The organism is Bradyrhizobium sp. T-12 (assembly GCF_058314695.1).
The window spans coordinates 4,296,327-4,317,542 of the sequence record NZ_CM177756.1; the positions used below are offsets into that span (position 1 = coordinate 4,296,327).

The 21,216-nt window shown below is 59.9% G+C and carries 18 protein-coding genes; 2 read left to right on the plus strand and 16 right to left on the minus strand.

Annotated features, from left to right (window positions below; translation table 11 throughout):
• Nucleotides 1–22 precede the first annotated feature (22 nt).
• Nucleotides 23–1,192 carry an acyltransferase family protein gene (locus AC0WRY_RS20390; RefSeq protein WP_491120678.1) on the minus strand — a complete coding sequence of 390 codons (1,170 nt, stop codon included), beginning with the start codon at nt 1,190–1,192 and terminating at the stop codon, nt 23–25.
• Nucleotides 1,193–1,251: 59 nt separating this feature from the next.
• A complete protein-coding gene (locus AC0WRY_RS20395; RefSeq protein ID WP_491120680.1) occupies nt 1,252–2,811 on the minus strand; it encodes a class I SAM-dependent methyltransferase in 1,560 nt (519 codons plus the stop codon).
• A 139-nt stretch (nt 2,812–2,950) separates the two neighbouring features.
• Between AC0WRY_RS20395 and AC0WRY_RS20400 the strand changes: the two genes are divergently transcribed.
• Nucleotides 2,951–4,270: a glycosyltransferase family 4 protein gene (locus AC0WRY_RS20400; RefSeq protein ID WP_491120682.1), complete on the plus strand. Its 1,320-nt coding sequence runs from the start codon at nt 2,951–2,953 to the stop codon at nt 4,268–4,270.
• A 20-nt stretch (nt 4,271–4,290) separates the two neighbouring features.
• Here AC0WRY_RS20400 and AC0WRY_RS20405 read toward each other — a convergent pair whose 3' ends face one another.
• The 9 genes from AC0WRY_RS20405 to AC0WRY_RS20445 all read right to left on the minus strand — a co-directional run bounded on the left by AC0WRY_RS20405 (nt 4,291) and on the right by AC0WRY_RS20445 (nt 14,077).
• Nucleotides 4,291–5,487, minus strand: a complete 1,197-nt coding sequence (locus AC0WRY_RS20405) for a DegT/DnrJ/EryC1/StrS family aminotransferase (protein ID WP_491120684.1) — start codon at nt 5,485–5,487, stop codon at nt 4,291–4,293.
• Nucleotides 5,427–6,428, minus strand: coding sequence for an NAD-dependent epimerase/dehydratase family protein (locus AC0WRY_RS20410; protein WP_194402577.1), 1,002 nt, complete (start codon nt 6,426–6,428; stop codon nt 5,427–5,429). Before AC0WRY_RS20410 ends, AC0WRY_RS20405 begins: the two co-directional genes overlap by 61 nt.
• Nucleotides 6,425–7,603: a DegT/DnrJ/EryC1/StrS family aminotransferase gene (locus AC0WRY_RS20415; RefSeq protein WP_194408338.1), complete on the minus strand. Its 1,179-nt coding sequence runs from the start codon at nt 7,601–7,603 to the stop codon at nt 6,425–6,427. Before AC0WRY_RS20415 ends, AC0WRY_RS20410 begins: the two co-directional genes overlap by 4 nt.
• A gap of 90 nt (nt 7,604–7,693) precedes the next feature.
• On the minus strand, nt 7,694–8,218 hold the full coding sequence (locus AC0WRY_RS20420) for an acyltransferase (protein WP_194402578.1): 525 nt from the start codon (nt 8,216–8,218) through the stop codon (nt 7,694–7,696).
• A gap of 31 nt (nt 8,219–8,249) precedes the next feature.
• Complete coding sequence (locus tag AC0WRY_RS20425; RefSeq protein WP_491120686.1) at nt 8,250–9,716, minus strand: oligosaccharide flippase family protein; 1,467 nt, start codon at nt 9,714–9,716, stop codon at nt 8,250–8,252.
• A gap of 55 nt (nt 9,717–9,771) precedes the next feature.
• Nucleotides 9,772–10,833, minus strand: a complete 1,062-nt coding sequence (locus tag AC0WRY_RS20430; protein ID WP_194402580.1) for a Gfo/Idh/MocA family protein — start codon at nt 10,831–10,833, stop codon at nt 9,772–9,774.
• Between the two features lie 69 nt (nt 10,834–10,902).
• The gene (wecC, locus tag AC0WRY_RS20435) at nt 10,903–12,165 is read right to left on the minus strand and encodes a UDP-N-acetyl-D-mannosamine dehydrogenase (RefSeq protein WP_194402581.1); all 1,263 of its coding nucleotides are present in this window, start codon (nt 12,163–12,165) and stop codon (nt 10,903–10,905) included.
• Complete coding sequence (gene wecB, locus AC0WRY_RS20440) at nt 12,158–13,282, minus strand: non-hydrolyzing UDP-N-acetylglucosamine 2-epimerase (RefSeq protein WP_194402582.1); 1,125 nt, start codon at nt 13,280–13,282, stop codon at nt 12,158–12,160. The genes wecC and wecB overlap by 8 nt, the downstream gene beginning before the upstream one ends.
• A gap of 3 nt (nt 13,283–13,285) precedes the next feature.
• Nucleotides 13,286–14,077 (minus strand): WecB/TagA/CpsF family glycosyltransferase, encoded by a 792-nt coding sequence (locus AC0WRY_RS20445; protein WP_194402583.1) that lies wholly within the window; start codon nt 14,075–14,077, stop codon nt 13,286–13,288.
• A gap of 176 nt (nt 14,078–14,253) precedes the next feature.
• Between AC0WRY_RS20445 and AC0WRY_RS20450 the strand changes: the two genes are divergently transcribed.
• The gene (locus AC0WRY_RS20450) at nt 14,254–15,141 is read left to right on the plus strand and encodes a glycosyltransferase family 2 protein (RefSeq protein ID WP_491120689.1); all 888 of its coding nucleotides are present in this window, start codon (nt 14,254–14,256) and stop codon (nt 15,139–15,141) included.
• Nucleotides 15,142–15,161: 20 nt separating this feature from the next.
• Here the strand turns inward: AC0WRY_RS20450 and AC0WRY_RS20455 are convergent, their stop codons facing one another.
• The 5 genes from AC0WRY_RS20455 to AC0WRY_RS20475 are packed head-to-tail and all read right to left on the minus strand — an operon-like array spanning nt 15,162 to nt 21,186.
• Nucleotides 15,162–16,358 (minus strand): hypothetical protein, encoded by a 1,197-nt coding sequence (locus tag AC0WRY_RS20455; protein WP_246776278.1) that lies wholly within the window; start codon nt 16,356–16,358, stop codon nt 15,162–15,164.
• A gap of 25 nt (nt 16,359–16,383) precedes the next feature.
• The gene (locus tag AC0WRY_RS20460; protein WP_194402585.1) at nt 16,384–17,811 is read right to left on the minus strand and encodes an HlyD family type I secretion periplasmic adaptor subunit; all 1,428 of its coding nucleotides are present in this window, start codon (nt 17,809–17,811) and stop codon (nt 16,384–16,386) included.
• Nucleotides 17,808–20,012, minus strand: coding sequence for a peptidase domain-containing ABC transporter (locus AC0WRY_RS20465; RefSeq protein ID WP_491120692.1), 2,205 nt, complete (start codon nt 20,010–20,012; stop codon nt 17,808–17,810). Before AC0WRY_RS20465 ends, AC0WRY_RS20460 begins: the two co-directional genes overlap by 4 nt.
• Complete coding sequence (locus AC0WRY_RS20470) at nt 19,990–20,325, minus strand: hypothetical protein (protein WP_194402587.1); 336 nt, start codon at nt 20,323–20,325, stop codon at nt 19,990–19,992. The genes AC0WRY_RS20465 and AC0WRY_RS20470 overlap by 23 nt, the downstream gene beginning before the upstream one ends.
• A gap of 12 nt (nt 20,326–20,337) precedes the next feature.
• Nucleotides 20,338–21,186, minus strand: a complete 849-nt coding sequence (locus AC0WRY_RS20475) for a class I SAM-dependent methyltransferase (RefSeq protein WP_194402588.1) — start codon at nt 21,184–21,186, stop codon at nt 20,338–20,340.
• Between the last annotated feature and the right edge of the window lie 30 nt (nt 21,187–21,216).

Below are 21,216 nucleotides of genomic sequence, written 5' to 3' on the forward strand. Positions count from 1 at the left end.
GAGATCCGGTGCTGGTGTCATTTCACTCCGCTGCGCCGGCCCCGATTGTTCCTGTCAGACTGTTACTCTGCTCATGACGGCCCGCGGCTGGCTCACTCTCAACGCCTCGTCCGCTGCCTGTGCGTGCAATGTGCGATGACACCCAACGCGAAACCGACGCCTTTTGCTTCAGCGCCGGCGCTTCGACAAATCGCCAGGAGGCATACGCCAGAATGAGAGTTACCGATCCCGCTAGCAAGGCCAGCGGCCAGCCGGCTGCGAGATCAAATACCGTCAGGAATGCCAATATGACCGGTGAATGGATCAGGTATACCCCGTAGGACAAATCGTGCTTTAGTGGCACCCGGCTGGTGACCTCGGAGAGCCCGAGATAGACTACGACGTACGGTACACACAGCGGCAGCGCCACCGCACCCATCCCGCTCGCAAGACCAATCAACGCGAATCCCGAGGCGACTGCGGCTCCGATTCCGGAGAGCGGGATAGTCTGACGGTAGAGGTAGAGGTTCGTACCAGCGATAAAGTAGACGAAGAGGCCGATGAAATCCAAGAGCCGTTGCGGACAGGCGGCACGCAGCGATGGCGAGAGCGCCAGCCCAACATAGGCGAGATAGACCAGAGCGAAACTGATCACCGTCAGCACACGTTGGCGGAGAAAGCCGGCCACGCTCAGCGCCGCCAGCACCGCATATGACCAGACTTCGACATTGAGCGTCCATAGCGGTCCATTGACCTGCACCTCCTGTCCATGCCGCATCACGCCGGGCAGGTAGTGAGACATCAGGGTAAGAACGTTCTTCAGATACAGGTAGAGCTCGGCGCTACCGAAGTATTCAGCCAGGGAATAAGTCGTCAGGGCTGGCCCAAGCACGAACATGGACGTGATGACGACGACGAACAGTGCAGGCAGGATGCGCAACGCCCTATTTACGCCGAACCGGACGAGATCGCCGGATCGGGCCAGGCCAGGCGCCAGCAGGAAGCCGCTGACGCAAAAGAAGATGATGACTGCAAATAAACCAAGCTGGATGAACCCACCGCTGAACCGATAAAGGACGTCGTTCACTCCCCACCAAGCATGATGACCAACCACCACGAGTGCGGCCGCAAGTCGAATTTGATCAAAGCCGGGCCCTCGGGCCGAAAGGACGGCCAGCCGATCACCGATCGTCGTCGCCCTGACCGGAATCATCGATCTCTCGTTTCGTGATCTGCTGTCATTTTATCGGATACATTCAATGTTAAGCTGCACTAAATCGGTCCATTTTGGCCGAAATGCTGACCCTCCACCTCGGCCTTCTGATCCTGGAGGCCAGCAAATACGGCCGTCTCGTCGTCATTTGGTATCCCGCCCGAGGCGGTGACGACGATCGAAGCCGCAAGGCCAAGCGAAACGAATTCCGGTGCGAAGGTACTCAGCCTAGAGGTCATGCCGAACAATCCATCGTCACGATCCGCTGGAATTCCGAACATCTTCTCAATTCGCAACCCCGCGTCGGTGCACCACCTCGCCAGCCGGCGCGCCGAAGCAAAATGAGCGCCGGCAGCGTCGTATCTGCCGCGCCGCCCGGATTGGAGACCCGCTCCGAGATAAGAACGAATGCCCCTGGGGGACATCGTATTGGGCATCTGGATCACTGCTATCGACTGCTCGTGCATGAACGTCTGCAGCTTCCGAAGCAGCTTTCGTGGATCCGGAGCCAGATGCAACAGGTTGAGGCAGAGGATGCAATCGAAGGCGCCGCGATTGGAATCGATGCTATCCAGATCGGCGTAGATCATCTCAATCCCGTCCCTGGCGGGCCCAGCCGCAATGACCGGATCCAGAGGGATCGCCGCGACATGCAGACCTCGCGCTTGCAGCCGCCTTTCTGTTCTGCCAGAGCCACAACCGAGTGAAAGAACGCTGCGCGCCGATACCGGCACGAGGGAGATCAACTCCTCGGATTCGGGTTCGTAATAGTTCTTGGAAAAACTAGCGCGGCGAAGGCGCGTCTCCGTTGGAAGCAGCGAGTAAGGTAGGCGACGGCCGTGCGCGATCTCCAGCAGAATCTCCTTCTGCATGCCAAGTTCGTCCAGTCCAACCCCCATCCGGCCGACATACCGGTTGGTGAGGTGATGGACCGTGAAATCGTCCAGGTGCGAGATTGGCACCAGCTTCTTCAGACCACATTGGGTGTATGGATCCGTGGCGGCCGAACAGGCGAGATCATACCTCCCCTGATGCGGAGCTACGTCGAAGCCGCCCGAACGCAGCGCCTTGCCCAGCTGCTCCCGGGTGAGAGCAAAGCAAGCGGCGTGCTCGTTGGTAAAATGCGCCAGAATATAGTCGCCACGCCATCTGACCGATGAGGGATCCCAGTGAAAGTGAGCGTGGATGTCAGGGTAGTTGCGCTGGCCGTCTTCAGCGAATTCGACCCGCAGAAATCCGGCTACTTCGTCTTCAGGCAGAATCGACGTTACATCCAGCCAGGCACGGATGTTCTTCTCTGTGATCAGAATATCGTCTTCAGAATAGATGAACAGATCGTACTGGTTATGACGTTCCACGAAGAGCTTCTTGTGTGCGAACGGCAGGGACCATGGGTCCTTGGTTGGCATGCCAACAATGCATTCCGCCCCGGCCGTCGGGCCCTTGTCGATGTTAGACAACACCACGATATCAATGGCGCAAGACATCGACCTGTACTCTCTAATGATCCGCTCGAGGTAGCGGTCATTCGACGTTCCATGGCTTGCAATCGCGACCAGCACGCGGACCGCGGTACCGCTGGTTGGGCTCGTCATGTGCTGGGCAGCATGTTCGTTCATTGCGCCGGGATCTCGGTGGAGGCGTCCAGCCATTTTCCAATTTAATATAAGCTCAGAGTATATAATAAAATTGGATCGGTCGAGATTATTGTGATTTAATTTTGGATTATTATCGCGCGACGCTCGGAGAACCTCTCGCATGAAGGTGCTGGTCTATCCGCATTCCATGGAACTGGGTGGATCGCAGCTCAACGCAGTCCAGCTTGCCGAGGCGGTTCGAGACCTGGGCCATCAGGTCACTGTGGCGTCGGAGACCGGGCCTCTTATGGACAGGGTAAGAGAGACGGGCCTCGAACACATTGAAATTCCCCGGCATCGAGCCCGCCCCTCGCCGCGTGTCAGCCAGATGCTCCGCAACATCGTTAACGAAGGCGGAGTGGACGTGGTGCACGGTCACGAATGGCCCCCTATAGTCGAGGCCTTTCTGAACGTTGGACTATCGACGCGAACTGCCGTGGTGGGAACGGTCATGTCGATGTCCGTTCCCTCTTTCCTACCTCGCAGTGTTCCCCTGACCGTGGGCACGGAGATGATCCGCCGCGCTGCCGTCGCTGCAGGACATCAAGATGTCACCCTGCTCGAGCCGCCAGTGGATACGAAATCTGACCATCCCCTCCTCGATGGCACGAGTTTTCGCGTCGCTCAGAATTTCGGACCTGACGAGATCGTCATTGCGATGGTCTGCCGGCTGGTGCCGAACCTGAAACTGGAGGGCCTGCTCTCGGCGTGTGATGCCGTCGGAGCAATGGGCCTCGATGGTCGTACGGTGCGGTTATTGATCATAGGTGATGGACCGGCCCGCCCGACCGTCGAAGCGCGGGCGGCCAGAATAAATGCGCTACTCGGCCGGACCGCCGTCATATTGGTGGGCGAGATGTCCGATCCCCGGCCCGGCTATGCTGCCGCGGATGTCATTATCGGCCAAGGTGGTTCGGCGCTGCGCGGCATGGCTTTTGGCAAGCCGCTAGTGGTCATTGGCGAGGACGGGTTCAGTGAGCTGTTAACGCCCGAGAGTGCGCCGAAGTTCCTGCAGCAGGGTTGGTATGGGCTGGGAAGAGGCTCGCGTGGTGCCGGCCCCGATGCACTTCGGTCGGCTCTTGAGGTCGTTCTCGTCTCAACGTCCCTTCGGCAGGAGCTTGGCAGTTTCGGCCGACGACTGGTGGAGAATCGCTTCAGCCTAGCACACGCGGCGAGGACGATAGAGCAAACCTATCTGCGCGCACTGCGCGGCAAGAGTGCGCGCGGGCGCCGACTGACAGATGCCGGTCGATGTGCTGCCAGCCTTGCCCGCTATAAGATACAACGAAAATATCAACGTTGGATGGGTTTGGCTTCCGCGGAGGACGATAATGATCGGGCGCGAATCTCCCAGGTGCTGTCCGCAGGAGCGGTCACCCCTTGTTCAGTCAGAGTCGCGCCGGATCCGGCAAGTGAGGTATCCCGGCAAACCGATTCCTGACCGGCCGCAATGGTCCAGATTCAACGGGCAAGTTCATTCTTGACCGCGTCGGCGATACGCTCCTGGTCCGCTGAGCCCATCTGCGCATAAAGTGGGAGCAGGATCGCGTGATCCTGAGCAAGCTCGGATTGTCGTAGATCATGGCACGGCTTCACCTCCGCGTAGGGCGGCTCGCGATGCGAGCACATGATGCCCCTCCGCGTAGCGATGCCCTGATCGAGCAGCGATTGCATCGTTGCCCGCTGATCCAATCGATCGGGCAAGCGTACACAGTAGCTCTGCCAATTCGAACGCGCCCACTCCGGTTCGAACGGCAACCGCAGCCCCTCTATATTCCCAATCAATTGATCGTAACGCGATGCCAGCGCGCGCCGGCGCGCAATCAGCTGCGGAAGCCGCTCCAGCTGCTTGCGCCCGATCGCGGCCTGCATATCCGTCATTCGATAGTTGTAGCCGACGAGGACGTACTCTTCGAAAATGACACGCTGCGAGCCGTGACGCACGATATCCGGGACGCTCATCCCGTGTTGACGTAGCAGCCTGAACTTGCGATCGAGCTCGGGATCGGACGTGGTGAGCATTCCCCCCTCACCTGTTGTGATCACCTTTCGTGGATGAAAGGAGAAGCAGGCAATGTCTCCATGCGGCTTGCCGATCGCTTCCCATTGCCCGTTCATGCAGATCTGCGATCCCGCGGCACAGGCCGCATCCTCGATCAGGGCGATCCCGTGGCGACGCGCCACGGCCACGAGCGCGGCCATGTCGCACGGCATGCCCATCTGATGGACCGCGATGATCGCGCGTGTGCGCTCGGTGATCGCTTCTGCCAGCCGATCGCAATCCAAGTTGTATGTCTCGGGCTCGATGTCGACAAAGACGGGGGTGGCGCCCTGATATCGGATCACGTTCGCCGTTGCTATGAAGGAATGGCTGACCGTGATCACCTCATCCCCCCTGCCGACGCCCAGCGCGGCCAACGCGAGCTGCAGGGCGGTCGTGCAATTCGCAACCGCGCAGGCGTGCTGAGCCCCGACAAGTGCGGCGAACTCCTCCTCAAACGCAGCTACCTGCGGACCTTGCGAGACCCAGCCCGACAGCACGACCGCGCGCGCGGCATCGGCCTCTTCGTCCGCGAGCAGCGGCATAGCGATCGGGATCACGATGCCGCTGCCTGCCGCTGACGGTCCGAAGCGACATCGCGTTCTGATCGCCACCATTTCACGAGGTCGGCGAGCCCCTGCTCGAGCGAGACCGTGGCGCGGAACCCCAGCAGACGCTCCGCTTTTCCCGTCGATGCCAGCCGTCGCGGCACCGGATTGACCGAGCGCTCAGGTGCGAATTCGGGTGTCAGGCCGCGGCGTCCCATCACCGACGCAAGCACCGTAGCCAATTCTGTCAGGCTGGTTTCAGTACCACTTCCGACGTTGAAGACCTCATCGCTAATCTTCGCCCGGGCGGCTAGGATGTTGGCGCGCGCGACATCGCGGACGTGAACGAAATCCATAGTCTGACAGCCGTCACCAAAGATAACGGGAGGTAATCCAGCCTCCAGCCGCTCCATCCAGCGGATCAAGACCTCGGTATACCGTCCGTGGATATCCATCCGGCTGCCATAGACGTTGAAATACCGGAATGCCACGTAATCAAGGCCGCAAACGTCATTGAAGGCGCGTAGCAAGCCTTCGTTGAAGGCCTTGGCTGCTCCATAGAGAGTCCGGTTGTTGTACGGATTCTGCCGCTCGGTTGTCGGAAACTCCTCTGCCATGCCATAGACGGATGCAGAGGACGCTGCGATGATCTTTTCGATGTCGTGCTTGATGCACAGCTCAAGGAGATCATAGGTGGCGTCAACCATGACCTCCTTGGCCAGGCGCGGCTCCGCCGCGCAATGCGTGATGCGCAGCGCGGCCTGGTGAAACACGATATCAGCAGCCTTCACCAAGGCTTCCATCAACTTGCGATCGCGTATGTCGCCATGAACCAGTCTCACCGGCCCGCGTCCGAGCGCGCGCCGGAGATTTTCCGGTCGGCCTCTTACCATATTGTCGAGGGCAACGATCTCAATACACCCCTCATCGCAGAGCAGATCAACGATGTGGGAGCCGATGAATCCTGCTCCGCCGGTGACGAGAACACGCTTCCCCTTAAGCTCAATCAAGACGCCCTCCTGTTGCAGGAACTCGTTAAGACGTTTTGTGAATGCAACGATCGGTCGCTGACGGCCTGGGTGGGTCGCAACGCTCCGGCGTTCCTCAAAGTGGAAACAACTGCGACCGCCCCGTCCGGCAGCAACTCCGGATAGATGGGAAGGGAGAGAAATTCGTTCGCAAGATTCTCAGTTACCGGCAGATCGCCAGCTCGACAACCGAGTTCCGCATAGGCTTTTTGCAGATGCACTGGGATGGGATAGTGAATCCCTGCGCCGATGCCGGCGTCCCGCAATATGGCCAGCGCTTCGTCGCGCCGTTGCAGTCTGACGGAATAGACATGATACACGTGGCGGGCGTGCCGGGGCGGCTGAGGACGCGCGAATGGGAGCTCAGACAGCAGTTCGTTGTATCGTTCTGCCAGCGAGCGGCGGGCCTCGGTCCAGCGCTCGATGTAGTCCAGCTTGACATTCAGTACCGCGCTCTGGATCTCATCCATGCGATAATTGTATCCGGCAATGACGTGGTCGTACTTCGCCTCCTGTCCCCAGTCCCGCAGCAGTGACACGCGGCGAGCGAATTCAGGCTGATCAGTTACAACCGCCCCACCCTCGCCGAAGGCCCCGAGATTCTTACCAGGATAAAAGCTGAAGCACCCCAGATCCCCGATCGAACCAGCACGCCGCCCCCGGTATTCGGCGCCGTGTGCCTGCGCGGCGTCCTCTATGACGACCAGACCATAACGCCGCGCGATCGACATTATGGAATCCATCTCGGCCATCAGCCCATGGAGATGAACCGGCAGGATGGCCTTGGTTCGCGGTGTTATCGCAGCCTCGATCAGACCAGGATCCATCGTCCACGTGACCGGGTCAACGTCGACAAAGACGGGTTTGGCGCCGCTGTAGAGAATGGCCGCGGTGGTTGCCACGAAGGTCATGGAGACCGTGATCACTTCATCACCCGGTCCAACGCCCGCCGCCAGCAGGGCAAGATGGAGCGCCGACGTCCCACTATTGACCGCAAGGCAATGCGAGGTCCGGCAATATTCCGCAAAGCGGCGCTCGAAGGCCGTCACCTCCGGACCGAGCACGAAGTGTCCGCTGCTGACCACTCTGGCCACCGCGGCATCGATGTCCGGTTTGATTTGACGATATTGGGCTTTCAGATCCAGGAACGGTATCAAATTGAACACCTTGGATTTGGCTAGCAATATTTAATGCTAGCTCGCATTATAATATTAAATCAAGACTTATTTTAAGAAACTAAACAGCATTTAATTTGTCGCTTTAGAGGCCTCGCTGCCGAAGGCACGATCTGCCGGAGCTCTATTTTCGGCTGCAGACATGATTCGAGCCGGAATCCCCGCAACAGTGGCACCCGCGGGGACGTCCTTCGTCACGACCGAACCCGCGCCAATTAGCGCCCGCGCACCGATTGTCACTCCACATAAGATGGTAGCGTTGGAACCGATGGAAGCCCCCCTACCGACGTGAGTGCGCTGCAACGTCCAGTCCGAGGCTTGTTGAGGACGACCATCCACCGCCGTCGCCCTCGGATGCTTGTCATTTGTAAACATCACGCCATGGCCGATGAATACCTCGTCCTCGATCGTTACGCCCTCGCAGATGAAGCTGTGCGAGGATACCTTGCATCGCGCACCTATCTTCGCTCCCGCCTGAACCTCGACGAACGTTCCGATCCTGCTCTCGTCACCAACAGTGCAGCCATACAGATTGACCAGCTCCGGATGAAGAATGCGAACATCGCGACCAAGTACAACGTCGTCTTTGATGGGCATGTCCGAACTCCGAATGATTTGGCCGAAGCCGCTATGGCGCCGTCCGCGAAGGCCATAGCCCCGGCGCCCTTCTCGCTAGGCCGGTTGCGGCATAGCGAAACTGATGCAAAAGGGGGTGCCCGGTCACCGTTAGCCCCAGCCACCAACAAAGCAGGGCGACGACAAAGGCCAATCCCAGGCCCGCAAGCGACGAAAGTCTTTGCATGTCCGTCAGTGCGGCACAGATCGATACGCCACCAATCACGAGAGCCGTTACAGCTCCGCTTCTGAAGAGGCTGCGTACCATTTCGCCGGGCCGAATACGAAGGTGCCGCCCAAGAAAATGAAACGCCACCGCAGCTTGAAACGGCAACGTCACTAGCGCGGACGCCGCAACGGCGTGTACGCCCAGAAATGATGCGCCGAAGATGACCAGAAGCGAGGGGGGCAACGAAATCAGGGATGAGATCAGCGCATCCTGCACCCTTCCGAGCGCAACAAACACCGGGTAGGTCAGGCAGGCGGCAAAAAGTGCGAGGTTGCCAATGCAGAGCAGCTGCACGAGCGGAACGATCTCCAGCCAGTTCGGACCGAGCCAGATCAGAATGATTGGCCGGGCCATGACCGCCATAAACGCCAAGAACGGCCACTGCACAGCAGAGAGCATCTGAATGGCTTCCAGATAGCCGGCCTTGAGATCGCCCCCTGCTTTATGTCGCGCGACAACCGCGGGCATCACGACCGGACTTATGACTTGCGTGACCAGCTTGTCGAATATTTGCGTCGATGCAGTTGCTCGGCTGTAAAGTCCGACGGCCGTGAAGTCGAGCACTCTCGCCAGAAACAGCTGCGGTGCCAAGCCATAGAACACGTTTACAACACTCACCGCGCCCGAGTAGAGGCCGAAGCCGACGATCTCCCGGCAGTCTACCAAGGACGGACGCATTGCGCCAAAGTCGTTCCGCAAGATGAGCAACATCACGGCCAGCACGGCGTTGCCGGCCACCGCTCCCCAGAGCGGGGCCATGTAGCTGAATTGGGCCATCGCGAGACCGACCGAAACGACCGCAATCGTCGCACCTGCCACGAAGTTGCAGATTGCGAGTGTCCCAAATTGCATCTCGCGACGGAACAAGGCGGCCATGGTTCCAGAAAATGGCAGCAATAGAAAGTTAAGGGCGGAAATTTCGATACCGTAGCGGAGGCGGTCCAGCTCGAAGAGACGTGAGATGGGCTGCGCAAACACGAATAGAACGAAGGCGGTGGCCACCGAGATCATGAGGGTAATCGTGAACGTGGTCTGCACGCTTGCCCGCGATAACTCGCGCTTCTGAATCAAATAGCTTGCGCCTGCAAACTCCTGGAAGCAGGCGGCAATGATGGATGTGATCGCGTTCACCACGGCATAGATGCCAAACTCCTCGGGCGATAGCAAACGGGCCAGCACGGCCGTCGCGAAAAAGACCACCAGCAGGCCGGTGTAACGGTCGAGCGCGGAAAACAGGATCGAGCGCTGCACGGACCTCGTTGCACTGTCTGCCATGTCGACTGGGCCCGCTAGGTCGCCGCACGTCTCATGCTATCGCTCTTGGGCGCTGCCAGATCCCATAGGGCTCTCGCAGCAATACCGGCGCCCCCTGTTTTGCGATCGAGCACGATGCCGCTTCCAGGACTTCGATCACGCGGAGCCCGGAGATACCACTGGAAATCGGCTGACCGCCTGTGCGCACGCAATCCACAAAATGCTCCACCTCCGTCTGCAGTGCTTCCGTTGGCGCAATATGCGGAGCCCACATGTCGCCGGCGCGGTACCCGATCCGGAATTGATGCGCATCCTCGGGAGGACCATCGAGTGTGATGCCCTTGTCATAGACCTTGATCTTCTCGGTCGGCTCGAGATCATCGTAGACAATCATCTTTCTGCTGCCGCCGATGAACGTTTGGCGCACCTTAACGGGTGAGAGCCAATTGACGCTGACGTGAGCGACGCACGCGTCGGCAAAGAACAGAGTGATGTGCGCCATGTTCTCTGGCGAGCCGACGACGTGGCACGAACCGGTTGCCGAGACGGCGATCGGTTCCTTATCGAGGATATGGTGGATAATCGAGATATCGTGCACCGCCAGATCCCAGATCACATTTACGTCCTTCTGAAACAGCCCGAGACTCGCGCGCGTGCTGTCGTAGTAATAGATGTCGCCGAGTTCCCGGCTCAGCAGGAGCTCTCGGATCCTCTGGACCGCGGGCGTATAGAGAAAGGTGTGATCGACCATGAGCGTCAATCCGCGCCGGTCCGCCTCCTCGATCAAGCGCGTGACGAGCTCAGCGCTCGTCGCAAGCGGCTTTTCGACCAGCACATGCTTTCCGGCTCTCAACGCCGCGAGCGCCAGCTCGTAGTGGGTATGCACCGGCGTTGCGATAGCGATGGCATCGATGCTGGTGTCCTTTAGCAGATCATCGTAGCGACTGGTCGTTTCCACCGCCGGGTAAAGCTGCTTTACGGCGCCGAGCCTTCCTGGGCTCAGGTCGCTCACGCTGACGACGCGGGTGGCGGGATTGAGCGAGAAATTGCGAACGATATTGGGACCCCAATAACCGTAGCCCACTACGCCGATTCCCAGTTGACTGTCTCGCATGCTAACCTCGATGCACCCAGAGAATACGCTTCAATCCTTCCGCCACGGACGATCAGACCAAGTCGGTCGCTACGTCCGTGCCGGCATGTCCTGCCATATGCCCCGCGTGTCTATGACGTCGAGATGTCGACGCTCTGACAGGGGTACCATCTTAAACTCGTCGTGATCGACGAGGAGAACTGCGATTTCGCAGCTGCGCAGCGCTTCATCGATGTTCACAAAGGCGACACGATGATCGGCCAACTGTGGCGGCAGACGGCGAAGATTCGGCTCAACGACCTTGACTCGTTCACCGTACTTTGCCGCGAGATGCGTGGCTATTTCCATGGCGGGACTTTCGCGCAAATCGTCGACATTGGCCTTGAAGGTCAATCCACAACAGGCGATGTTTGCATAGGGGTGATCGTCGATCAGCGCCTCGGTACGTTCGATGATCTTCTGCGTCTTGGTGTTGTTGACTTCGCGGCTGGTTCGCATCACCCGGGCGAGATCTGGCGCGGAGTCGATGATGAACCAGGGATCGACCGCAATGCAGTGCCCGCCCACTCCCGGTCCTGGCCGCAAGACGTTGACGCGGGGGTGGCGGTTCGCGATATCGATCACTTCCCAGACATTGATGTCGAACCTGTCGCAGATCAGCGAGAGTTCGTTCGCAAAGGCTATGTTGGTATCGCGGAAGGCGTTTTCCGTCAGCTTGACCAACTCGGCTGTGCGCGCCGTCGTCCCGACGCAGGCCCCGCGAACGAACATCTTGTAGAAGCGTTGAGCAAGACGCGTACAAGTTGGCGTGATGCCCCCAATGCATCTGTCATTGTTGATGAGCTCGGTGAGGATCCGCCCCGGTAACACGCGTTCCGGGCAGTAGGCGACGTAAATCGCCCCGTCTTCCTTGCCGTTGACTCCGATGTGCAAATCGGGCCTGCGGTCAATGATCCGCTTCGCGATCGCCTCGGTGGTCCCGATCGGCGACGTCGATTCGAGAATGACGAGATTACCTGGCGCAAGAATATCGACGATTTGGTCGACCGCCGCATGCACGCTCGACAAGTCCGGACGGTTCTCGCGATCGATCGGCGTCGGCACCGCAACGATGAAGACGTCGGCCGCCTGCGGCTTGGTGGATGTCGTCAGGGCCCCGCTCGACACGACCTTGGAAACGAGACCGTCGAGATCGGGCTCGGCGATGTGAATTCTTCCGGAGGCAACCGTATCGACGATGCGCTCATTGGTGTCGATCCCGACCACCTGCATTCCTCGGCTTGCAATGAGGGCCGCCGTCGGTAGCCCGATATAACCGAGTCCAACGACATTGATCTTCTGGAACTCAGGCATTGAGAAGCACCTTCACGATACGCTCGCTCGCGTGCCCGTCACCGAATGGGTTGTGCGAACGAGCCATGGCCGCATAAGTCTCGTCGTCGTCGAGCAAGCGAAATGTCTCGGCAACGATTTTGTCGTAGTTCGCACCGACGAGACGCGCCGTTCCGGCTTCCACCCCCTCAGGGCGCTCGGTCGTATCCCGCATCACCAGGACTGGTTTCCCGAAAGTGGGGGCTTCCTCCTGGACGCCGCCTGAATCCGTCAAGACCAGATGCGACAACGAGAGAAGGCTCACGAAATCCGTGTATTCCTGGGGGGAAATGAGAACGACCCTCGGGTGATCCGACAACCGGGACGCAAACAGGTCGCGGACATTCGGATTCGGATGCACGGGGAGCACCACAGCAACGTCTTCCCTGCGCAGGATGGTTTCCAAGGCGTTGACGATGTTGATGACGCCGCCGCCGAAATTCTCCCGCCGGTGGCAAGTCACCAGGATGATACGCCGGTTGCCGTGGCGCTTCTTGATGCTGTCCCAGCGGCCCGAGAGCCCCGGATCGGATTCGACCATGGCCTTTGCGAGGATGAGGGCGTCCACCACCGTGTTTCCGGTGACGTGGATTCGATCGTCCGAGACGTTTTCGGAGCGAAGCGCGCGCGCCGCGCGCTCTGTTGGGGCAAAGTGCTGATCGGCGATTGAGCCGACAATCTTGCGGTTCACCTCCTCCGGCCAGGGAGAATAGATGTCCCCACTGCGCAGTCCGGCCTCGATGTGAGAAACCGGTATCCGGTGGTAATAGGACGCAAGTGCGCCAGCCATGGCAGTCGCTGTGTCGCCTTGGACGATAACCCTGGTAGGCTTCACCTTCTCGAGGAGCTCACCGACTTCCGCGAGCAGCCGTGAGGTTAGATGATCCAGCGACTGATTGGCCGTCATGACGTTCAGATCAAAATCCGGAACCACTTTGGCGAGCTTGAGAACCTGGTCAAGCAACTGTCGATGCTGTGCCGTCGCGCAGATCGTCAAGGAAATGTCCTTGCGATTCTCGGCCTTGAGCCGGTTGATGACCGGAAAGAGCTTGATCGCTTCGGGCCGAGTCCCCAGGAGGACAAAGAAATGCTTGTGCACGTCTCACCCTCCGATCCGGCTCGGGCCCCGAGGGGCGGAGCTCGGCCCAAGCGTATGCTGAACCGCCTGCTTGACGAGCGCCTGCGCCAGGATGCCCGCAAACAGCGTGTTCGTCGTGGCATATCGCCACCACATCCGCCCGGGTTCTTGATAGACTCGGTACAGCCATTCGAGGCCCAGCCTCTGAATCGGTGCAGGCGCGCGTCGAACGGTACCTGCAAGAACATCGAACGCGCCGCCCACACCCATGATGAAGGGTACGCCGAGACCATCACGGTGAGCCGCCAGGAAGCGCTCCTTCCGCGGTGTCGGCATGCCGATGAAGAGACAATCGGCCCCGCTGGACCGAATGTCCCGAACGACATCGCTCTCCTGCTCGGGTTTGAAGTAGCCGTCATGCCAGCCCGCGAAGGCGAGTGAGGGATGCTTCTCGCGCGCGCGCTGCATTGCCAGATGCAGCACGGCCTGGGTGGCCCCCAGGAAATAAGGCTTAAAGCCTTCCCGCGCACATACTGCGAGCAATTCGACCAGGAGATCGACGCCAGCGACTCGCGACCTCGCCGGAAGCCCCACTGCCCGAGCGCCCCAGAGAATCCCCATGCCGTCTATGCCGACAATGTCACTGTTGGCGACATCGGCCGCGAGCACGGGATCGGTTCGCATCTTGACGAATTTGGCGACGTTCAGCGCAACATGCTGCACTCGGCGGCGGCTGCGCATGGCGCTGCACGCCAACTCTAGGGTCTCCGCCATTGTCAGCAGGTCGATGGGGCACGTCAGGAACGATGCACGCATTTGAATCGACCTCCAAAATGCAACTTGGTTTAAGTTCTATTTAAGAATATAATAACGATAATAAATAGCAAATATTTAAATGCAAGGATTAAATGTGCGCATCCAATTGACCGTTTGAGCGCCACCGCGCCGGCGGATACGCAATGGGCCGACGGAGATTAAATAGGTGAGATGAAATGATTTCGGTAATTATTCCCCACCTCAACCAGCCGGAGGCTCTGGAAGCCTGCTTGCAGAGCCTCGATGCACAGACCCTGTCCCGGGACCTGTTCGAAGTCATCGTGGTGGACAACGGCTCAGCAATGCCCCCGGTGGACGTCGTTGCCGGCCATCCCGATGCGAGGTTGATGTACGAACCGCATCCCGGTCCCGGTCCGGCGCGAAACGCAGGCGCGGCCTATGCGCGAGGTGATATTCTCGCCTTCATGGATGCGGACTGCAGGGCTCATCCGGGCTGGCTGACCGCGATACACGACGCCTTCCAGCAAGTCAGGCCGGCGACGATCCTTGGCGGAGAGGTCCGCATCTGGTCCGCCGTCGAAGGATCTTTCACCGCGATCGAAGCCTACGAAAGCGTTTTCGGCTTTCGCAATCGATTGTACGTCACCAAGCACGGCTACTCGGTCACGGCAAATCTCGCGGTCCGCCGCGGCGACTTCGCGAGGGTCGGACCTTTCCCCGGCATTCAGTTCGCGGAAGACATGCAATGGGGACAAATGGCCCTCCGTGCCGGCTGCGAATTTCGCTACGTCCCTGGGATGGTCGTGTTCCATCCCGCGCGGCGCTCGCTTCGGGAGCTGTATGCAAAGTGGGACCGGCAAATCACGCACTACCGCAACATGGCACAGGGCGCGCGCGGCTGGCAGCTACGCTGGTTTGCCACGGCCCTACTCGTCCTCGTATCCCCCGCGGCCGGCGCGTTCACCGTTATGACGAGCCGGCGCCTTCATGGGATACGCGCCCGCCTCAAGGCGATCGCCGTTCTCTGCGCGGTTCGAAGCCATCGCACGGCCAAGATGCTGGCCTTGCTTCGGAAAGAGGGCGCGGTCGTCTGGAATCGCTGACTGATTCGGCTTCCGTTGCGCTACGACTGGTCACCGGGCAGGCGCGATGGCTGTTCGAAAGCGGCGTTGTGGCTAAGACCCCGCAAATCGGCACGCCGACCGAATGACCACAAGATCCAGCCGAGTTCGTAGCTGCGGCATTCGAGTCGAATTGTCACGTCGGCACTGTCGACCAACGCCTTCCCGTTTTCGAGCCAAGTGTTTCTGAGCGCGCGCAATATCCGCGGAGCCCTGGTCTTCAGTTCATGCTCGCGAACCTGCGAGCGGATTGTCAGGCTGAGTTCCGGCACGAGCATGGACCTGCACAACTGGTTGTGGCCAAGCACCCAGTTGAATCCTTTCACCAAGGCATCCCGCGCTCCCCGTCGTCCGAAGCGCTCGGCCCACTCCAGCAGCGCCGGAGCCATTCCATACTGATGGACCGAATAGACCTCGTAAAAGTCGAGAACGCGGCCACTCACCGCATCGAAGAACCACGGCCACTCACCCTGAGGTCCCTGAAGCGCGATCAAATTGCCCACGCAGGCGTCGGCCATGACGAGTGCGGATACGTCCCCGGTGAATTCTCCGTACTGATAGCAGGCGATCGAAAGATAGGTCTGCGTCGCAAATGATGCAAAGCGGCGACGGAAGCCCGACGGCGCATCGAAAAACAATCCGGACTGGCTACGGAAACGCTCCTTCAGGAAACGATAGAGCCGGCCGGCGAAGCCCAGCCACTCCCTCTCGCCTGCCCTGGCCTGCGCGATGACTCCCGTGAGCAGCATGCCGAGGTCCTGGGCTCGAAACGCTGACCATTGCGACTCATCCGAAAGAATGGCTTTCAGCTCGAACCTGACCTGCTCCGGGATGGGAAGGTGGAGCTCGGCGGCGGCCCACAACGCCATACCGAACGCATACTTGCGGACAGGAAGGGCGGTCAGACTCACGGCATTCCGTTGAAAGATCTCTGAGAGATCGATGTCAGCCGGAAGTTCCGCGACCCGCGACATCCCGAGCAAGACATTGAGGGTGTAGAACACGTCGCTATGTGCCATCGATTCGTTCGGCGACGCCCGCCCGTCGAGGTGATAAATATGCGACCAACGGCGCTCTCTCGGCAACCAACAGCGTTCCAGCCCCCTGAGCGCATAGTTCACCAGAGGCGAGTTTGGCGACAGTTCCTTCGCTGCAACGGGCAACACGAGCTTCACACTAGAATTCGGGCTGATCATCATCGATGTGTACCATGGTAAATCCGGCTCAGTACTCCCGGATGCTTTCATCCAAGCCGCGAAGCAGGGGATAGAGGAAATATGAAATCACCCTGCGTTGTCCGACCTTCATCTCGGCGGTGACCGCCATACCGGGCATCAACCGAACCCTTTCGGACGGCAGCCGAAGGTGCGTGTCCCGCAGATCGATCAGTACGCGGTAATAGGGAGCTGACGAACGGCGCGCACCTTCGGCCTTCGCGTCTGGCGAGAATGAGTCCCGGCTAATGACGCCGACCTCGCCAGCCGCAGTGCCGTACTTCTGGAATGGAAATGCCTCGAACTTGACCCGCACGGTCTGCCCGACCGTGACCTGCCCGATATCCCTGCCCTCGACGTTGACCTCTGCGCGAAGCGTCTCGTCTCGCGGGACCAGCACAAACAACGTCTCGGCCTCGCGGACCACCGAACCTACCGTCCGATTGGCAATGTCGAGTACCACCGCATCCGCCGGTGCATGCAGCACGATCAGCTGTCGACGGAGCTCCGCCTTTTTGAGCTCTTCGGCGGTGCCATCGCGCTTTGGCAACGCCTCGACAAGTTCCTGATATGCAGCTCGACGAAACTCGGCGGCGAACACCTTCTGGTCTGCACGGGCCTTGTCCAGACGATGCCTGTTGTCGACGATGCTGCCACGAACCCGCGCCAGGCTGCTTTCGACGTCCAACCGCGCATCGCGTGACAGGAGGAAGTTCAGTCTTGAACCGACCTCCTTGGCCATCAACGCGTTTCGCATGGCTTCGATGGACTGCATCGTGTCCAGCCGCTCGGCCAGGACTCCTTCCTCGTTCTGAGCCGTTTTTAGATTGGCCTGTGCCGACGCAATCTGCGCGTCATAGTTCTGGATCTGAAGGTCGTAAGTCGCCCTCCTCTGGAGAAATACCCTTCTCTGCAGAGCCTGGTCGTCGTTCGCCGTCGCCTCCGCTCCGTACTCAGTGCCGTCCAACTCGGCCCGCAGCCGATCGATGGTGGCGTCGAGACCCGCTAGGCGCCCGCGCAGTTGGGCAAGATCGGCCTGAGAGAACGTTGGGTCGAGGACCGCAAGCACGTCGCCGCGATTGACGAAATCGCCAGCCTTGACCGGAATCTCCCGAATGACCGACGTTTCCAGCGGCTGTACAACCAGGTTTGGATTCGTCGTGATCAACTTACCCTGCGCAGTCACAATCATGTCGACGCGAGATACGCAGGCGAATGTGATCGCCGCAGCGATCAGAGCGACGACACAATAGAGCGTGACCCGTCCCAGACGCGGTGGCGTCAATTGCTCGATCTCGGCTGCGTCCGACTGAAATTGCCCGACAACGCGAGACCAAGTCGGCGTAGAGCTCAAGAACCGGCGTCTCGCCCGTCGATCGGACGGAGGCCCGGATCTGCGCAAGGCTGTTTCAGACCTGGTCTTTTCAGCCGCGGTCATGCCACCTGTCTCGTCTGCTGGTTCCAGAGATGCCGGTAGAAGGTGCATTTCGACAGCAGCGCGTCATGATGATCCACATCGACGATCCGTCCACGGTCGATCACCAGAATCTGGCTTGCGTCCGACAGCATCGAAAGCCGGTGGGATACGATGATGACGGTTCGCCCCTCCGCGATACGCCGCAGATTGCGCCGAATGATCATCTCGCTCTCGGAATCCAACGCGCTCGTGGCTTCATCGAGAATGAGGATACGCGGGTTGACGATCAGAGCCCGCGCGATCGCAAGCCGCTGCTTCTGCCCGCCGGACAGGTTTGATGCCTCTTCCTCGAGCACGGTATCGAACCCCCTCGGCAGCCGCTCGATGAACTCGTCGGCGCCGGCTAGCTGGGCCGCGTGGACGATCTCCTCGAACGTGGCGTCGCGCCTCACGCAGGCGATATTTTCTCGCACGGTGCCCCGGAACAGGAAATTGTCCTGGAGCACGAGCCCGAGATTCCGCCGCAGATGGGCGAGGTCGATCTCCCGCGAATCGTGACCGTCAATGCGCACCATTCCTTGCTGCACCGGATACATTCCCGCGATGAGCCGCGTCAGGGTCGTCTTGCCCGAACCGCTCCGGCCGACAATTCCGAAGATTGAGCCGGGGGGAATCGAGAACGAAACGTCGTCCAGCGCGGGCGTTCCCTCGCCGTATCGAAACGTGACGTTTTCAAACCCGATGTGCCCGGCGAAGTCGGGCCGCAAGCCGTCGCGACGGCCGTCTCGTTCCAGCTCACTATTCATCACCTCGCCGAGCATCTTAACGGCCAGCGCAATCTCTTGATATTCGTGCACCATGGTCACCATCTGCACCAGCGGTCCCGAAACGCGTCCCGCCAGCATGTTGAAGGCGACGAGTGCGCCGATCGTCATCTCGCCGCTGAAGACGTCGAGCGCGCCGAGGGCCACGATGCCGAGCGTCATCATCTTCTCAAGGAAGCCGGTCAGGGCCTGGGCGCCTGCCGAGATCTTTTCGACGCCGAATCGCATCGAGACCGATTGCGCACAGCGATCGTCCCACGACCTGTTCTGGCTTGGCTCCATGGCCAGCGACTTCACGGTGCGCATTCCGTGCACGGTCTCGACCATCAAGGCCTGCCGACTGGCCTCGGCCTGATACAGTTGGTAGAGCCGCCGCCGGAACGGCGCCATCAAGATGGCAATCACACTGGCACTAGCGGCCGTGAAGGCTAGAACAACGCATGTCAGTTTGATGCTGTAGAGCGCGAGGATCGGCAGGATGACCACCAGCGACAACGCGTCCAAGGCGGTCAGAAACAGTCGGCCGGTCAGGAACTCGCGGATTCGCCCGGCCTGCTGCATGTGCTTCACCAAGACGCCGGCCGAGATGCGCTCGAAGAAGCTTATCGGGAGTCCCAAGAGATGCCGAAACGTCCTGGTCGCGACCCGGATGTCGATCTTGTTCGTGGCATAGAGCAGCAGATAGCGTCGCAAGAAGCTGAAGACGGCGTCGAAGCAGAGCGCAAGGATCGCGCCGACCGAGAGAACGTAGAGTGTCGTGAGGCTCTCGTGGACAAGAACCTTGTCGATGACGAGCTGAAAGAAGATCGGAAGCGCCAGCCCCAGCGCATAGAGGAACACCGCAGCAATTGCGACGTCGAAAAAGAGCCGCCACTCCCGCAGCATTTCGGGTATGAACCAGCGCAGCCCAAAGGGCCTCTGGCCCCGCGGCGAAGCGACCTCGCGCTTGAACAGAACGACCTTTCCGGACCAATTGGCGCAAAAGCGATCCGTATCGACGAGCAGGTGCTCGCCGTTCCGCTCGGCCAGTGGATCGAACACCGTTACCGCCTCGCATTCCGGCCCGGCTCCGACCACAACAACCCAATTCAGATTCGAGAGCTGAACAAGAGCCGGATAGGCTTCGCCGAGCTGGCATATGGCCTTCCAATCGAGCTGCGCCGTGCAGGCGCGAAGGCCCGCGTCATGAGCCATGCGCAGCAGGAGATCGGTCGAGATGCCGCTTTCGTCGACCGCATAGGCGTGCCGCAACCGATCGGGCGGCAGATCGATTCCGTGATGGGAAGCGACCCTTGATAGGCATTCAAGGGCGGTTTGAGCAACCCGACCCGGCCCGTCCTCCGACGACGGCGGTTCTGGTTCAAGCCTCTCGATTTCAACGGAAGTTGGCTGAAACATTGGAAGATCGTGAATTGTCCGAAACTGACGAAGCAGGCTCGACCCGCGCGCTCGCCTGCGGTGCGGCGACCGGCGTCCTCGGGCGAGAGCGCTGGACGACGCCGGCGTCGACCAGCCCCTGGAGCGCGTTCTGCATCACCTCCACAGAGTTCGCGAACGAATCCGCGGAAAAGATCAGCCTTTGCCGAAAGACCTTCTTGGGCGCGTTGTTGGCATCACGCTCCGTGGGCGAGAGACTGACCAGGTCCACCCGCACGATCGACCCGCCAATTGTGACCTCGTCAATCCCGTCTGTGTAGAGCTCTGTATGCATCGGTCCTCTCCTTTACGTCGGTTGAGATGAATGGCTTGCTCTGCGCGTGTCATTGGGGCGCATTGCTATGACGCAAAGGCAATGATGCAGATGAATGCCTTCGGAGCGATTTGATGGAATACGGGCGGCGTTGTAGGAGGCGTCCGGACGAAACGGCTCCAGGATCTGGAGGCCCGCCTCGGCGTACATGCGGCGAATGGCTCCCTCTTCGTAGGCGATTGACGCTTCCGGCTGATCGTCGTCTTTCACGCGATACTCTCCGTGATCGAACTTCCAGCTATGCTCCACGCTGCCCGTCGTCTGGGTCAGTTCGAGGGTGCGCTTGTTATAGACCAGCCAGGTCGCCACCAGCCGGCCGCCGGGCCTTAGAACCCGCGAGGTCTGCTCCAGGTAATTGCAGGCTCCGCCGGGCAAGATATGCGTGAAGATTGACCCGGCGTAAGCGAAATCAAACCGCTCATCTTGGTAAGGAAAACAATATCGATCCACCGATATCTGCTCGTTCGGGCTCCATCGCGTTGCGACCCTCGCGAGCTGGAATTGGAAGTTGGGCCGCCGAGTGCTGATCTTGCTACGACACCAATCAACCAGCTCTTCCTTGATATCGAAGCCATCGTAGCTTCCCCTCCCGTTCAGATAGCGGGAGAGCGGGATAGCCAAGCGGCCAACGCCACACGCAATGTCGAGAACGCGATGCGACGGCCGCAGGCCGGCCATCTCAACGAAAAACTCCAATTGGTCACGTCCGGTATCGTGAAAATCAAACCATGTCGGCGAGATCCAGCCGCGCAGGCGCCGCGGCGGCAGTCCGGCCACGGCATAAGAGAGCCGGTCGTACGCGGCACGCAGCACATTCCGCACGGGTTGCGGTGTCACACGTCGCGCGAGCGT

Bases quoted from the DNA above. Each gene is read 5' to 3' on its own strand.
- AC0WRY_RS20455 (WP_246776278.1), bottom strand. From the start codon at position 16,358: ATGATGATCAGCCCGAATTCTAGTGTGAAGCTCGTGTTGCCCGTTGCA.
- wecC (WP_194402581.1), bottom strand. From the start codon at position 12,165: ATGCCTGAGTTCCAGAAGATCAATGTCGTTGGACTCGGTTATATCGGG.
- AC0WRY_RS20405 (WP_491120684.1), bottom strand. From the start codon at position 5,487: ATGGTGGCGATCAGAACGCGATGTCGCTTCGGACCGTCAGCGGCAGGC.
- AC0WRY_RS20460 (WP_194402585.1), bottom strand. From the start codon at position 17,811: ATGACCGCGGCTGAAAAGACCAGGTCTGAAACAGCCTTGCGCAGATCC.
- AC0WRY_RS20395 (WP_491120680.1), bottom strand. From the start codon at position 2,811: ATGAACGAACATGCTGCCCAGCACATGACGAGCCCAACCAGCGGTACC.
- AC0WRY_RS20465 (WP_491120692.1), bottom strand. From the start codon at position 20,012: ATGTTTCAGCCAACTTCCGTTGAAATCGAGAGGCTTGAACCAGAACCG.
- AC0WRY_RS20430 (WP_194402580.1), bottom strand. From the start codon at position 10,833: ATGCGAGACAGTCAACTGGGAATCGGCGTAGTGGGCTACGGTTATTGG.
- AC0WRY_RS20450 (WP_491120689.1), top strand. From the start codon at position 14,254: ATGATTTCGGTAATTATTCCCCACCTCAACCAGCCGGAGGCTCTGGAA.
- AC0WRY_RS20445 (WP_194402583.1), bottom strand. From the start codon at position 14,077: ATGCGTGCATCGTTCCTGACGTGCCCCATCGACCTGCTGACAATGGCG.
- AC0WRY_RS20470 (WP_194402587.1), bottom strand. From the start codon at position 20,325: ATGCATACAGAGCTCTACACAGACGGGATTGACGAGGTCACAATTGGC.
- AC0WRY_RS20400 (WP_491120682.1), top strand. From the start codon at position 2,951: ATGAAGGTGCTGGTCTATCCGCATTCCATGGAACTGGGTGGATCGCAG.
- AC0WRY_RS20390 (WP_491120678.1), bottom strand. From the start codon at position 1,192: ATGATTCCGGTCAGGGCGACGACGATCGGTGATCGGCTGGCCGTCCTT.
- AC0WRY_RS20420 (WP_194402578.1), bottom strand. From the start codon at position 8,218: ATGCCCATCAAAGACGACGTTGTACTTGGTCGCGATGTTCGCATTCTT.